13 protein-coding genes are annotated in these 13,901 nt (G+C 64.8%); 8 read left to right on the top strand and 5 right to left on the bottom strand.

What is annotated here, in order from left to right:
* Positions 1-3: 3 nt before the first annotated feature.
* From AX703_RS09725 to AX703_RS09705, 5 genes are all read right to left on the bottom strand, one after another.
* Positions 4-1,425 carry an MFS transporter gene (locus tag AX703_RS09725; protein WP_062343880.1) on the bottom strand — a complete coding sequence of 474 codons (1,422 nt, stop codon included), beginning with the start codon at positions 1,423-1,425 and terminating at the stop codon, positions 4-6.
* A 126-nt stretch (positions 1,426-1,551) separates the two neighbouring features.
* A complete protein-coding gene (locus tag AX703_RS09720) occupies positions 1,552-2,535 on the bottom strand; it encodes an alpha/beta fold hydrolase (protein WP_062343807.1) in 984 nt (327 codons plus the stop codon).
* Entirely contained in the window at positions 2,532-3,758 is a 1,227-nt protein-coding gene (locus AX703_RS09715) for an LLM class flavin-dependent oxidoreductase (RefSeq protein WP_062343806.1), read from the bottom strand. The genes AX703_RS09720 and AX703_RS09715 overlap by 4 nt, the downstream gene beginning before the upstream one ends.
* On the bottom strand, positions 3,755-4,624 hold the full coding sequence (locus tag AX703_RS09710) for an LLM class flavin-dependent oxidoreductase (protein ID WP_062343805.1): 870 nt from the start codon (positions 4,622-4,624) through the stop codon (positions 3,755-3,757). The genes AX703_RS09715 and AX703_RS09710 overlap by 4 nt, the downstream gene beginning before the upstream one ends.
* The gene (locus AX703_RS09705; protein ID WP_231735473.1) at positions 4,621-5,934 is read right to left on the bottom strand and encodes a Xaa-Pro peptidase family protein; all 1,314 of its coding nucleotides are present in this window, start codon (positions 5,932-5,934) and stop codon (positions 4,621-4,623) included. The genes AX703_RS09710 and AX703_RS09705 overlap by 4 nt, the downstream gene beginning before the upstream one ends.
* Positions 5,935-6,041: 107 nt before the next feature.
* Between AX703_RS09705 and AX703_RS09700 the strand changes: the two genes are divergently transcribed.
* From AX703_RS09700 to AX703_RS09665, 8 genes are all read left to right on the top strand, one after another.
* Positions 6,042-6,905 carry an alpha/beta fold hydrolase gene (locus tag AX703_RS09700; protein ID WP_062343804.1) on the top strand — a complete coding sequence of 288 codons (864 nt, stop codon included), beginning with the start codon at positions 6,042-6,044 and terminating at the stop codon, positions 6,903-6,905.
* Positions 6,902-8,275, top strand: a complete 1,374-nt coding sequence (locus tag AX703_RS09695) for an MFS transporter (protein ID WP_062343803.1) — start codon at positions 6,902-6,904, stop codon at positions 8,273-8,275. The genes AX703_RS09700 and AX703_RS09695 overlap by 4 nt, the downstream gene beginning before the upstream one ends.
* 77 nt (positions 8,276-8,352) lie before the next feature.
* Positions 8,353-9,186 carry an alpha/beta fold hydrolase gene (locus tag AX703_RS09690; RefSeq protein WP_062343802.1) on the top strand — a complete coding sequence of 278 codons (834 nt, stop codon included), beginning with the start codon at positions 8,353-8,355 and terminating at the stop codon, positions 9,184-9,186.
* Positions 9,155-10,171, top strand: coding sequence for a phosphotransferase enzyme family protein (locus tag AX703_RS09685; protein ID WP_062343801.1), 1,017 nt, complete (start codon positions 9,155-9,157; stop codon positions 10,169-10,171). Before AX703_RS09690 ends, AX703_RS09685 begins: the two co-directional genes overlap by 32 nt.
* 23 nt (positions 10,172-10,194) lie before the next feature.
* Positions 10,195-11,544 carry an MFS transporter gene (locus AX703_RS09680; protein ID WP_062343878.1) on the top strand — a complete coding sequence of 450 codons (1,350 nt, stop codon included), beginning with the start codon at positions 10,195-10,197 and terminating at the stop codon, positions 11,542-11,544.
* A 27-nt stretch (positions 11,545-11,571) separates the two neighbouring features.
* Positions 11,572-12,564, top strand: coding sequence for an alpha/beta fold hydrolase (locus AX703_RS09675; RefSeq protein WP_062343800.1), 993 nt, complete (start codon positions 11,572-11,574; stop codon positions 12,562-12,564).
* On the top strand, positions 12,561-12,944 hold the full coding sequence (locus AX703_RS09670; protein WP_062343799.1) for a hypothetical protein: 384 nt from the start codon (positions 12,561-12,563) through the stop codon (positions 12,942-12,944). The genes AX703_RS09675 and AX703_RS09670 overlap by 4 nt, the downstream gene beginning before the upstream one ends.
* A 29-nt stretch (positions 12,945-12,973) precedes the next feature.
* Complete coding sequence (locus AX703_RS09665; protein ID WP_197423666.1) at positions 12,974-13,888, top strand: alpha/beta fold hydrolase; 915 nt, start codon at positions 12,974-12,976, stop codon at positions 13,886-13,888.
* Positions 13,889-13,901 lie beyond the last annotated feature (13 nt).

Genomic DNA, 13,901 nt, shown 5'->3' with positions numbered 1-13,901 from the left:
GGGTTACTCCGCAAGAGCTTGCTGCCGCTCGGCCGCTTCGACGGTTGCTCCGTCGAGGCGGTAGAACAGCATGGTGACGATGGCGGCGATCATCGCCACGGCGGGGATGACGGACACGCACGTCAGCACGGCAAACTTCGCCTCTGCCCCCTGCTGCGCCGCCTGGCCGCTGGCGGAAGGAACGTAGCCCATCGCTGAAAGGAACGCGCCCATCACGGCCAGCGCAGCAGCCGAGGAAAGCTTGTCGAACAGCGTGGTGAAGCCGGCGAATGCGCCTTCGCGCCGCTCTCCGCTGGTCACGTAGTCATAGCGCACCGCATCCGACAGCAGCGAATAGGCGCAAAGGATCATGCCGGCCCCCGCCAGCCCGCTAAACGCACCGCGTGCCGAAATGAACAGCATCGCCTCACCGGGCTCCGCAAGCAGCCAGCTCGCCTGCACAATGGCATAGAGCGCCAGCGCACCAATGTAGCAGGCCTTCTTGCCGACCCGGTTCGAAAGCCACACCCACCCGGTCATGCTCACCAGCATCGCAACCGTTGCCAGCATGAAATAGGTGCCAAGGACATTGTCCTTCTGCTCCAGACCGATCCGCGTGAAAAAGGCCAGCGCCGCAGAGCCGATTGCCGTGCCGAACAACAGGAAGACGTGGGCAATCGCGAGGATGCGGAACGGAACATTCTTCCACGCCAGCAGGACCTGCCGCCACAGCGCGACCAGCGGATTGACCCGCGCCGCACCCGCGCGCTCCGGAGGTGCGGTGCGCGGCGCCTTGGCCAGAAGCCGCACCGCCAGAGCAGTCGCGATGAAGACCACCGCACTCACGATCAGCGCGATCAGCATGTGGCCGCTGCGCGTGGGGCCAGTCTGGCTCAGTATCCATGTCGGCAGGGTTGAGCCGAGCATGGTGCCGACAGCATTGCCATAAGTACGCCAGCCCATCAGCCTGGTGCGCTCACGCGGATCGGACGAACTTTCGACCAGCATGGCAAAACCGGGGATGGTCAGCAGCGTGTACCCCGTGGCGTGGATGACCAGAGCAATCGTCACGAACAGTTGCGCCAGCAGGATCGAACCGAACGACGGCGCACCGAACAGCAGAGCGAGTCCCAGCGGCATGGCGATGCCACCTGCGAAAAGGAACGGCAGGCGCCTCCCCCAGGGTGTCTTCGCGCGGTCGCTCCACGCACCCACGGCCGGATCGGCAAATCCGTCGTAGATCTTCACGAAGGCGAAGATGGCACCTGCCGCGCCGGCCGAGATGGCAAGGCTGTCGGTCATGAAGCGCAAGCCGAGAACCGTGACGAGGTTCTGGCCCGCCGCATGCGCCAGCGGGATCAGCGCCGATCCCAGGCGGATCGCCCAGCGCGAGGCGTTGCCTGTTTGGCTTGCGGCTTGACTGATACCGACGGCTGGTCCCGACACGGCGTTCTCCCGGCTGCGAGGCCCCACGCCCCTTGCATTGTTGAAGCGAAGGTGCCGCAGCAAACGCTTGGCGCTGCACCGTTATCTTCACTGTCCGCCCTTCGGAGAGACGCGCGTCCCGAAGGTTCAGCCCGCAGGCGCAGGCGGTTGGCGATCAAGCCAGTTGCGCAAGTCGCGGGTGAACTTCTCGGGCTTCTCCCACATTGGGAAGTGACCGAGATCGGGGTAATTGATCACGTCCACCTTGGTGTTGGTAAAACGCTTCACCGAAGCATCCGCGCTTTGCGAGATCACGTCATCGAACGAGCACCACTGCAGCAGCACCGGCACCCGCACCGCTTCTGCCACCGCGCCGACATCGCTGGACTGGAAAGCCTTGACGTTGGCCTGGATGTACTGCGCCTGCCGATCGAGTGCGCCGGGCAGGTTGTTCATCTCGGTGATCTGATCGACCATGCGATCGGTCGGCGTGAACTCGGGCGGTGTCGTATCCTCTAGCATCAGCCGCCAGAATTCACGATGGCGCCAGTTGGGAAGGACGGCCTTGTGCGCCTCCAGCATCCATTTCAGGCGCCAATCGACCTTGCGGGTCTGGCTTGGCCGTTCCAGCGGCAGCATCGAAAACGCCATCGCCGTGACATGGCCCGGATAGGCGCGGTTGAATGCGAGCCCGACATTCGCACCGTTGGACGTGGCGACCATCGCAAACTTGTCATGCCCCAGCGCCTTCATCAGCCCGTCCATGAGCTGCGCCGAACGCGGCGTCGAATAGACGCCGCTCGGGTCAGGGCCGGTCAGCCCATAGGGTGACCAGTCAAACCGGACGACGCGGTACTTGTCGGCCAGCAGCGGCACGACGTCATCCCACTCGTGCAGGTTCACGATCGAACCGTGCAGGAGCACCACGACCGGACCGTTCGCCGGACCTTCCTCGCGCACGTGCATGCGCACGCCGTCCACGGTCACAAAGCGCGAGGGCGCATCGGCCCAACGCCTCTCCAGTTCGGCGCGGTCAGTCTCCCCTGCCCCGGCGCGCAGCGCAACAACGCTGCCGCCAAGGCCGAGCGCGAGCGCGCCGATTATGCCGAGCGCGAGCCGACCCCGCTTCATGCGGCTTCGCGCATGCGGGCGGAAAGGCCCAGCGTCTCGCGCAAGGTGCTGCCCGGATACTCCCTGCGCAGCCGTCCGCGCTGCTGCAGCACCGGCACGACCTGTTCGACAAAGTCCTCAAGCCCGCCAGGCATATAGCTCGGCTGCAGAGTAAAGCCGTCGCAGGCCCCGCTGTCGCGCCATTCGATCATCATGTCAGCCATCTGCTCGCCCGTGCCGATGAACACGTTGTGGCCGCGCGGATGACGCATGAAGTTGGCCGCGAAATCGCCCAGCTTCGTGCCCTTCTCCGCAGCCGGTTGAACCGATTTGGCGACGTCCGCCTTCGGCAACAACGTGTTGGCAAGGATCGCATCGACCGGGATCGCCGCGTCGGGATCGAACGGCGTCAGATCACAGCACAGCGATTCCGAAAGATATTCGATCGCCAGCGGCACGTCGCCCATGTCGAGGATTGCCGCATGGTTGGCGCGGGCCTCTTCCTCGGTGCCGCCGAGCACGCAGGACAGGCCCGGCATCACGCGCACGCCATCGGGATTACGCCCGACGGCGGCAATGCGGTTGCGCATGTCGTTGCGGAAGTCGATGCCGGCATCGATATTGGCTGCGGGGCAGAAGATGGCTTCGGCGGTCCGGGCGGCAAAGTCGCGGCCTTCGGGAGACTGCCCGGCCTGCACCAGCACGGGACGCCCCTGCGGCAGCGCAGGCCCGGCCTTGTCCATCGCCGCCCACAGTTCGCAGGCCTTGGTCACGACATCGACGGCATGGCGATAGCGCTGGTCCTTTGGCGGCAGCTGTGCTTCGCCAAAGTTCGGCGCGGTTTCAGGATGGGCGGTCGTCACGATGTTCCAGCCCGCGCGCCCACCGCTGATACGGTCCATCGCGGCAAAGCGTTCTGCCAGCATCTCGGGCGTGTTGTAGGTGGTAGAGACGGTGGCGACGAGGCCAACGTGCTCGGTCACTGCAGCCATGGCCATCAGCAGGCTGACGGGATCGAGCGTCGGCATCGCCAACCTCGCAGGAGTCCGGCCGCCTGCACCGCGCGATTGCAGCTGATCGCCAAAGACGATGGCATCGAAGCGTGCGTCTTCGACCATCTTCGCGACACGCGCATAGTAATCCATCGAAAACACGCCTTCGGGCGTCGCGCGGGGATGGCGCCAGCCGGTCGGGAAGAAGCCGATGCCTTGCAGGAAGGCCCAGAGGTGGATCTGCTTGCTCATGCGACATACTCCGGCACGTGCGTAGGCTTTGATTGGGTGGAGGCGCTGGGCGGGATCGCCAAGCCGAGCCGCTCGCGCAGAGTCCCGCTGGCTGCAGGCTTTGCACCGGGGCGATTGCTCAGCAGACTGCCAATGGCGCCGATTGCGGCTGGCAGGGCTGCCGCCTGCTCCAGCAGAATGAAATGCACGCCGTCGATCTCGCCCGCATCGAACGCCGCTGTCAGCGCCGCCAGATCAAGATCGGAACCTGCCCCCACCTTCAGCAAGCGGCGACTGCCCTGAGCGAGGGAACCCGGTGCATCCACCAGCACGATATCGGCATCATCGATACCGACGCCCTCGGCTTCATCCAGCACCAGCACAGGCTGCCCCTGCAGCGGCCGCATGGCGTTGACCGGCCCGGCGGTGTCGAAGAACGGGCCGCGATAGTTTGGCCGGTTGACCTGGTCGGGATGCAGGTAAAGCCCGCTGTCCTTGTCGATCACCAGCGTATCGGCGCCCCAGCCATCCCACAGCGCGCGCGCCGCCCGGACCATGTCGGCGGCCATGCCCGGTTCTCCGCCTTCCGAAACCACGGACCATCCGCTCAGACCGCCCGCCAGATAATCGACGGCAGACAGCGCGCGGGCAACGTGGAAGGGATGGGCATTGGTCGCAGGAACGGTGGCAACGATGCCGGCCCGCGAGGTAAGCGGCGCGGCCCATGCCGCGATCACCTGCGCGTCGAAAGGACGATCGATCGCCCGGCCCAGCACGAGGAGGTCAAGTCCGGCCTGTTCGGCCGCAGCGATTACAGGGCGTGCCAGTTCAGGCACGGCAAGGCTGGCATCCATCACGGATGCCGAAACAATGAAGCTTCGGGTCATACCACTATCACCGGTTCATAAAGGGGGTGGATGGGCTCGGCGCCCGTCTCGGTAATGAGGACAAGGTCCTCGCAATGGGCAGATCCGCCGATGCCCGTATCAAGCGTCGGGCAATCGACCGAAATGATCATGCCGGGTTCGAGCACGAAGTCCGGCTTGCGCCAGAAGCCGCCGTGCACTTCGCCGGGCTCGTCGGTGTGGGCCAGGCCGACGCTGTGCGGGCCGAAGCCGATCACCGCCTCGTACCCTGCCTTGCGCACCGCTTCGCTGCCCAGCGCGACGATCTCTGAAAAGCGCAGGCCCGGGCGCAACTGCTCGCGCACTGCACTCCACGCGAACGCGCTGGCCTCCGCCGCCCTGCGCGCTGCCCGTGACGGTTCCCCGACGAAGACGGTGCGGGCGAAATCGCCGTGATAGCCAAGGAACGAGCTGACGCCGTCAAGCATGAGCGTCTGCCCATCGGCCACCTTCACGCGGGACAGATCGGACGAAACGCGGTCGACGTTGAGGAACACTGAAGTATTGCCCCGCACCGCGCATTCCTGGCGGTAGAGGTTCTGAAGCTCGTGATGCGTCGCACCAGCCCGGATCGCATGGCCCACCGCATTCAGAGCATCGACGTTGGCGCGCGCCGCCCTTGCCATCAGTGCCTGTTCCAGCGGCGACTTGATCAGGCGAATCTCGCGCAGGATGTTGTCGGCCGGCACCATGGCGCCGGGATGTTGGTGGCGCGCTGCCACTTCCGCGACCACCGGGCTGTCGAACCCGATCCGGCCTTGCCACAAGTCAAGGCCCCGCATGGCGGCGACGATCGCTCCACCTGCATCGCGTGCCATACGCTCTACCCCAGCCAGTGCTGCAGACGCCTGCGCCCGGTGATATTCCGCTGCCGTCAGCGGCGCCGATGAGCCGGTCGGCAGAACCGGACCGTCAGGGACCGGCGCGATGGCCTCGTCCCCACTGTCGCCCAGATCGTTGAAGAGCCAGACCCCTACGTCGGCACGATCCCGGCCATCGGCCCAGCTGTAGTGATGTAGGAAGCGGCTCGTTACCAGCGCCGGCGCTTCAGGCCTTGCCCTTGCAAGCAGTGCGAAAGTTCCCGGCGGCTGCCCCGGACGGGTACGCGCAATCTGGGGCCAGTGGCCAAGCAGATGATACACGTTGAGCGGGTCGCCCAGCACCAGCCCTTCAAGGCTGTGCCGCTCCATCACTGCGACAGCGCGCTCGACGTTCATTGGCCCGCCGCGCTCAAGTGCGGCCAGCAGATCGTCATCGGAAGGGTGCAGTCGCCAGTCCATGCCCTGCAGCATGATCGTGCATCAGGGTTCCCAAACACCGGATTGGCCACGTCTCCGCCTGACGGTCATTGCCCATGGGGGATTAGGGCGGTCGCAAAGCCGATATACGCTCCGCCACCATGACCCAGATCCCTACCCACGCCATCGAGCGGGCGTTCATCATGCTCGCTGAGGGCCAGCTCCACTTGCGCCGCCTTCCAGCGGCCGATCCGGACGCAACGCCGATGCTGCTGCTGCACGCCTCGCCTGCCTCGTCGTGGTTCATGCAGGACTTCATGCTGGCCCTGCGCGCGGCGGGGTGCATGGGGGAAATCATCGCGCCGGACACCTTGGGCAACGGCGATTCGGTCGCGCCTGCCGAAGCTGATCCGGAAATCGGCTATTTCGCCGGATCGATGGACAGGTTGTGCGCCGCGCTGGGCTTGGCTCGCGTGGACGTCTACGGCACGCACACCGGCGCGCGCATCGCCTGCGAACTCGCCGCAGCATACCCCGAGCGCGTCCGTGCAGTGATCCTCGATGGTATCACTGAATACGATGACGAATTGCGCGAAGCGGTGATCGCCAATTACGCGCCCTCGGTCGAGCCCGACGAATATGGCCGCCACCTGATCTGGGCCTTCAATTTCTGCCGCGATCAGGCGCTGTTCTTCCCGCACTTCATGAAAGTGCCGGACCGTCGCCTTGCCGTGCCGATGCCCCCGCCGCAGGTGCTCCATCGGATCACGCTCGATGTCCTGAAGGCGCTCGACACTTACCACAAGCCCTATATCGCAGCCTTCCGCTACCGCAGCTTCGAGCGCATGGAGCAGGTCAAGGCTCCCACCCTGCTGCTCAAGCCCGAAACCGAGCTGGCCCTGCTCAACGCGTCCGTCGCTACTGCGCTCGAACGGCTTGCCAACGGCCACTCCGCATCAACCCCGGGCGATGCGGCAACGAAGGCCACCGTCATCGCCACCTTCCTCGCCGAGAACGCGGCATGAGCACCACCGCAAAGGACGCCCGCCTCTCGCTCGGCGTATGCCTCGGCTTCAGCGTCGGCACGGTCGGCGTATCGATCATGCTCAACACGGTGACGAGCTTCTACCCGGCATTCATGTCGACGGTTCTCGGCCAGTCACCGGAAATCGCCGGCTACCTGCTGATGATCTCCAAGCTAGCCGATGCCGTGATCGACGTCGTTGTCGGCTCGATGTCCGATAACGCCCGCACCCGCTGGGGCAGGCGCAAGCCGTTCCTGCTGGCGGGCGCACTCCTTTCGGCCGTGTCGTTCCTGATGCTGTTCGCCCCGCCGGTCCTGGGCCAGGGCGCACTGATGGCGTGGATGATTGCCGCGCTGCTGATCTATTCCACCGCCTATTCGCTGTTCAACGTGCCCTACATGGCGCTGCCTTCGGAACTGACCGACGGGTTTCACGAACGCACGCGGCTGATCTCCTTCCGCACCGTCTTCGTTTCCATCGGGCAGGTCCTGGCCCTCGCCGGAACGGCTGCGCTGGTGCAGAGCGGCGGTGCCGGACGCGGCGGTTATGCCACGATGGGGCTGGTCATGGCCCTGATCATCGGCGGCGCGATGACCGCAACCGCGCTCTCCGTCCCGGTAAAGCATGCCCCGGAAGGCATGAAGCGCGCCACCTCGCACATGCCCAACCTGGCCCAGCTACGCGCGATTGCCCGCAATCGCCCGTTCATGATGCTGCTGGGCGCAAAGGTCTTCCAGTTCCTGTCCTTCGCCTCGGTCGCTTCCACCATGCTGCTGTTCATGCTCAACGTGGTCGGCATCGGCTATGACGGCCAGATCGTGCTGGCGATGACGCAGAACCTCGTCACCGCGCTGGCCATGCCGCTGTGGGTGTGGACCGGCAAGCGCATCGGCAAGCGCCGCACCTACCTGATCGGCGTGGTGCTGTTCTGCGGCGCGGCCTTGAGCTGGCTGCTGGCCGATGAGACGATCAGCACTTTCGGCATCATTGCCAGAGGATTCACCAGCGGTTTGGGATCAGGCGCACTGATCCTGATGTCGATCTCGATGCTGGGCGATACCCAGGCCTATGACCGCTTCCTGACGGGCGAAGCACGAGAAGGGCTGCTGTCCAGCGCCATCGCGGTTGTCGAAAAGGTCAGCTTCGCCTTGGGCGTTGCCGTGCTGGGCCTGTTCCTCCGCTGGCTGAACTATGTGCCGACGACCGGCGGCGCGATCATCGAACAGCCGCCCAGCGCGATCCTTGCGCTCAAGCTGGGCTTTGCCGTGATCCCGGCTGCCATGTTTGCCATCAACGGCCTTTTCCTCTGGTTCTACGACCTCGACGAGGACAAGATGGAAGCCGCGCGGCAGACCGCCATCGCTGCCTGATTGCCGGACGATCACCGCTTGGCGGACAATCGGGCAATTTCAATCAGAAGCCTCATCAGCCGGAACATAGTGCCGACATGCCGCCATATCCCTCGATCAGCCGGGCCTACACCCGTTGCCGCCACGGCCAGATGCATTATCGCGTGGCTGGACCGCAGGATTCCGCGAATACTCCGGTCGTCCTCCTCCATCAAAATCCGTCTTCCGGTTACGAATACGAAGCCCTCATCGATGCATTGGCCACCGATCGCCGCGTCTTTGCCTTCGACACGCCCGGTTATGGCATGTCCGATGCACCGCCATCGCCTCCGGGCATGGCCGGCTATGCCGCCGCGTTTTCGGATGCACTCGATGCGCTCGAAGCTGATGGCCTCCTGACCGGCCCCATCGACATCTATGGCTTCCACACCGGCACGCTGCTGTGTTCGGAACTGGCCATCGCGCGCCCGGATCGCGTGCGCCGGTTGGCGCTCACCGGCATTCCGATGTTCCCCGCCGATGTCTCGGCCAAGAAGCTGGCAGAGGCCCTGAATTACCCGCTGCCCGAAGAGAGCGGTGAATCCACGCTGACCCTGCTGCGCAACCTCTGGAATTACGTCGTGACCTCACGCGATCCGGCGGTGCCGCTGCAGAAGGCCGTGTTCAACTTCGCCGACAAGGCCCGCGTACTGGACCGGTTTACCTGGGCTTATCAGGGCGTGTGGAGCTGGGACTATTCCCGCCTCGGCCTGGTTGCCCAACCGGCGCTGCTGCTGCAGCCTGCCGAAGACCTGCTCGAACTGGCCAAGGCCGCAGCCGCGCTCATGCCAGATTGCACCATTGTCGAAATGCTCGATCTCGATCGCGACATTTTCGACGTAGCCCCCGAACGGATTGCCAATGAACTCCGCCGTTTCTTCGATCACCCCTGATCTGCCCATCGCGCAGGTCTCGCACTCGGTCCTTCACCCCGCCTTCATCGCGCGCGAGGTTGCCCGCCGCTATCCGATGAAGGGGGAGATCACGTGCTTCCTGCTCTATCGCGGGATGAACGACGTCTACCTGGTTGAGGACGAGACCACCAAGTACGCCCTGCGCGTGTGGCGCAAGACCTACCGCGATGTCGACGACGTTGCCTACGAGCTCGATTTCCTCGCCTACCTTCAAGCCAACGATTTCCCCGCTTCGGTCGCCGTGCCGCAGCACGATGGGCGCCTCTATTTCAAGGTCTCCTCGCCCGAGGGCGAGCGCGCGCTGGCGCTCTATGACTGGGCGCCGGGCGTGAAGTTCGGCGAGCGCCTTTCGAACGAAACCGCCTTTCGCATCGGTGCGGCCATGGCGCAGATGCACCTGCACGGTTTCAAGTGGGCGGGCGAAGCGCACACGTTCTCGACCAAGACGGCCAAGGACTACAACATCTGCATGCCGGCGCTGGTCGCCTTCGTGAACGACCGCCCGGACGATCTGCGCGACTATCCGCTGATCGCCGCCGCGCTCGACAAGCGGCTCGACGAACTGGCCGCCAGCGGGGAAGTTCCGCTCGGCGTCTGCCATCGCGATTTCCACCCCAGCAACGTCCACGTTGCCGAAGACGGCGCGATCACCTTCCTCGATTTCGACGCGGCGGGCGAAGACTTCCTGATGCAGGACGTCCAGAACTTCGTCTGGGGCAACCTGTTCTACGGCTTCGATCCCGCTATCGGCGAAGCCTTCGAAGCAGGATACGACAGCGTACGCCCATTCACCCAGGCCGAGAAGGACAACCGCGAGCTGTTCCTGATGGCCAAGGCCTTCCGCCTTGTTGCCGGCATGGCGGAAAGCTCGACCGCGGTGGGCCGAGGCACGCTGCGGTTCCGCAACCTCGATTGGCTGGGCGACTACATCAAGACGCGCGCCCGCGCCTGCGGCCTGATCTGATCGTGGCAACGGTGGCCGACGGCATGACGCGCCCCGCGCCTCTGGCGCAGCGGGCATGGCTGACCGTCGGCATCCTGTTCTTCGCCGGCATCCTCTCGATCATCGACAGGTCGGCAATCAACCTGCTGGTCGATCCGCTCAAGGCCGATCTTGGCATCACGGATGAGCAGATCGGCCTGCTGCAGGGCCTTGCCTTCGGGCTGTTCTACGCCTGCATGGGCGTTCCCATGGGCATGGCGGCAGACCGCTTCTCGCGCCGCAACCTCATTGCCTTCGGCATCACGGTGTGGAGCCTTGCCACCATTGGCAGCGGCCTTGCCCAATCGTTCGGCGAACTTTTCGCTGCGCGTCTGCTGGTCGGTTTCGGCGAAGCGGCGCTCAGCCCCGCTGCCATTTCCCTGATCGCGGACCTGTTCGTGCCAGAACGGCGCGGACGCCCGATCGCCGTGTTCATGACAGGCCAGGGCCTTGCCAACGGCATCGCCATTTCGGTCACTGGCGTGATCCTCACCGCTGCCGCTGCCGGTGCCTTCGCTGGCCTTCCGGTCATCGGGGGCCTTGCCGCATGGAGTCTGGCATTCCTGCTTTTCGGATCGGCAGGCCTGATCGTGGCCGCCCTACTGCTGATCCTGTCAAGCGAACCGGCACGCGGCACGGTGCAAACCGGCCCTCGCCGCGCGCCCGGAGCCGAGGAACTCCACTATTTCTGGCGTAACCGCACGGTTCTCCTGCCGCTCTACTTCGGCTTCGCGATCTGTTTCACCGTAGCTTATGGCGCCTCGGCCTGGGCGCCGACGATGCTGATGCGGGGATATGGCGCCTCGCCTGCCTTCCTCGCCGCATGGTTGGGGCCAATGGCCATGGCCTTCTCGGCAATCGGCCCGCTGATCGGCGGCACCATGCTCGACCGCTCGATGAAAGGCGGCAAGCCGATGGCCCGCTTCGCCATTCTCACCTTCACGCCGCTCTTCGCCATTCCTTCGGTCCTCGCAGTCATGGCCGGAGAAGTGCACGTGGCAGCGTTCCTGGTCGCGTCTTCGGCAGCCGTGTTCTCGGTGGTCGGCACGGTCATGCTTGCCACCCTGCAATCGGTGGTGCCCCCGCACATGCGCGGCAGCGCCGTATCCTTGACGCTGGTGATGAACACCCTGCTTGGAGCCGCTCTGGGGCCGCTGCTGGTCGCCAGCCTTACCCAGCGCGTACTGGGTGACGATGCCCAGGTCGGCTGGGCCATCGCCATTGTCTGCCTGCCCTGCCTTGCCGTGGCGAGCCTGCTCTACGCCCTTGCCCGCCGCCGCATGCGCGCCGCGCTCGCCTCGGGCGAAACCGAATGCGCACGTCTTCTCGCCGCCGAAGCACAAGCGCGCGCCTGAACCACAACGAACGGGGAGTTCCTCAACATGAAGATCTTGCGAATGTTCGGCTTCATGGTGGCAGTCGGTCTCGGCCTCGTCGCCGTGATCCTGCTGACGATGCGGGCTGGCTGGTGGAACCCATCGTATGAAAGTGTCCTGAAGGCACAGGCCGGCGCTCCATCCACCTTCGAAACGTACGGCACGGCCCGCATTCACATTCGCGATGAAGGCCCGCGCGATCGCCCGGTCATCGTCATGCTCCACTCCTCGATGACAAATCTTCGCGAATGGGACGTCTGGACCGATGCGCTGAAGGACCGTTACCGCGTGATCCGCTTCGACTGGCCGCCCTATGGCCTGTCAACCGACAGCGCACCTGCCACCGGCATGCCCGGCGTGGTGAAGCTGCTCGAAAGCATTGTCGAGGCGAAAAGGATCGAGCGTTTCGCCATTGTCGGCACGTCGAGCGGCGCAACCGTCGCCACGCTCTATGCCTCGGCCCACCCTGAAAAGGTAACCGCCCTCGCCCTGTCCACCTTGCCGCTCAAGGCGCCGCCGCCCAGCGAGTTCAGCCGGGTGATGATGGCGATGGTGTGGACGCACGAAAACCTCGTGCCCAACTATTACCCCCGCTTCTACTACCGCCGCGCGCTGGCCGAACTCTATGGGCGCCCGGAACGGCTGACCGACGAGACGGTCGAGTGGTATTACCTCACCAACAACATTCCCGGCGGCTTCGAACGTGTCCGCCAGTATTATCAGGCCAATCTCAAGGCTGTCTGGTCCAAGGGCGCAGGCGATGATGCGGCGCGGGTCAAGGTGCCGGTACTGCTGCAATGGGGCGATGCCGACCCGGTCCTGCCCGCCTATCTGGCTGACGATGCGGTCAAGCAGTTCTCCGGCACCAAGGTCGATCTGATCCGCTACCCCGATCTTGGCCATTACCCCATGCTCGAACTGCCCAAGGAGACCGCCAGGGACCTGCGCGCGTGGTTTGACAAGACGCTGGCCCCGACCGCAACGGAGCCAGCGAAATGATCGCGCCCGATCTCGCCGGAGCCTGGGCTCTACACGGCATCACCTTGGGGCCAGACGGCGGAGTCCTCTATGAATGGGACGCCGATCTTGCCATTGACCAGTCCGCCGATGGCATCGCGGTAGCGATCGAGACGAGCGGCTTCAAATCCTCCCGCTCGGTCAGCTTCGCCGAGAAGCTCACGCCGCTGCCCGAAGGCGGCTGGCACTTGCGTTACGGCTATGAAGCCGATGGCGCGCACGAAGGCACCGCGCCCGGCCAGTTCTTCGGCCTGTCGCAACTGACCTTCGCCCCCGACCTCCAGACCGCTGAGGGCTCATCATGCAATTACAACGGCCGCTACGTCGTCATGCAACTTTCCGCCAAGCGACGACCCTGCTGACGGCAGCACTGGCTTTAGGCTGGGCAACAGTGGCTCAGGCTCAATCCCAGGAACCTGCACCAACGGTTCCGTCCGATACCGTCCTGCGCCAACGCTACGCCTTGCCCGGTTCGCACTTCGCCAGGATCGCGGGCGAGGACATTCACTACGTCGACGAAGGCAAGGGGCCTGCAATCCTACTGCTGCACGGCTCCTTCGCCAACGTGCGCCAACTCGATGGCTGGGCCAAGGTGCTTTCCCGCAAATACCGTGTGATCCGCTTCGACCAGTCCCCCGGCGGCCTTTCCGGTGGCAACCCGCGCGGCGACTATTCGACTACCCAGCGCATCGCCGTGATCGACGGGCTGATGGATAGGCTCGGCATCGACAGGTTCGTGCTGCTCGGCACCTCAAGCTCGGGCGTTCTGGCCACCGCCTACGCCGCAGCCCGCCAGAACCGGCTGAAGGGGCTGATCCTCGCCAATATCGCCGTTGCTGACTTCGCACTCGATTTCAGCACCATGCCCAAGGCGCTGCTGGACGCCGTGGCAGAAGATCGCACCCACCCGACGTTCCACCGCCACGAATTCTGGCGCCAGATCCTGCTCGCCAACATCACCGACGACAGCCAGGTCACGCCCGATCTGGTCGAGCAATGGACCGTGCTCAACAACCGCGCCCTGCGCGATGCCGAATCCATGCGCGCCATCCGCGAAACGAGGTTCTCCTTCGCCAGCTCGGGCGAGGATCTCAAGCACATCGCCACTCCGACGTTGTTCATATGGGGCCGGGACGAGCACGAAACGCCGCTGGAAAGCCACGGCATTCCGGGCTTTGCGATGTCGGTTGCCAAGGACAAGACGCTGGAGCTGATCCCCGACTGCAGCCACATGATGCCGCTCGACTGCCCGGTGCAGAGCGCCGAGCGGATGCTGCCGTTCCTGGGGCGCGTGACGGGGCGGTAATACCGCCCCGCCT

It is taken from the genome of Novosphingobium sp. CCH12-A3 (assembly GCF_001556015.1).
Taxonomy (GTDB): Bacteria; Pseudomonadota; Alphaproteobacteria; order Sphingomonadales; family Sphingomonadaceae; genus Novosphingobium; species Novosphingobium subterraneum.
Note: the sequence above shows the minus strand (reverse complement) of the source record. Positions and strands in the feature narration are given on the sequence as shown.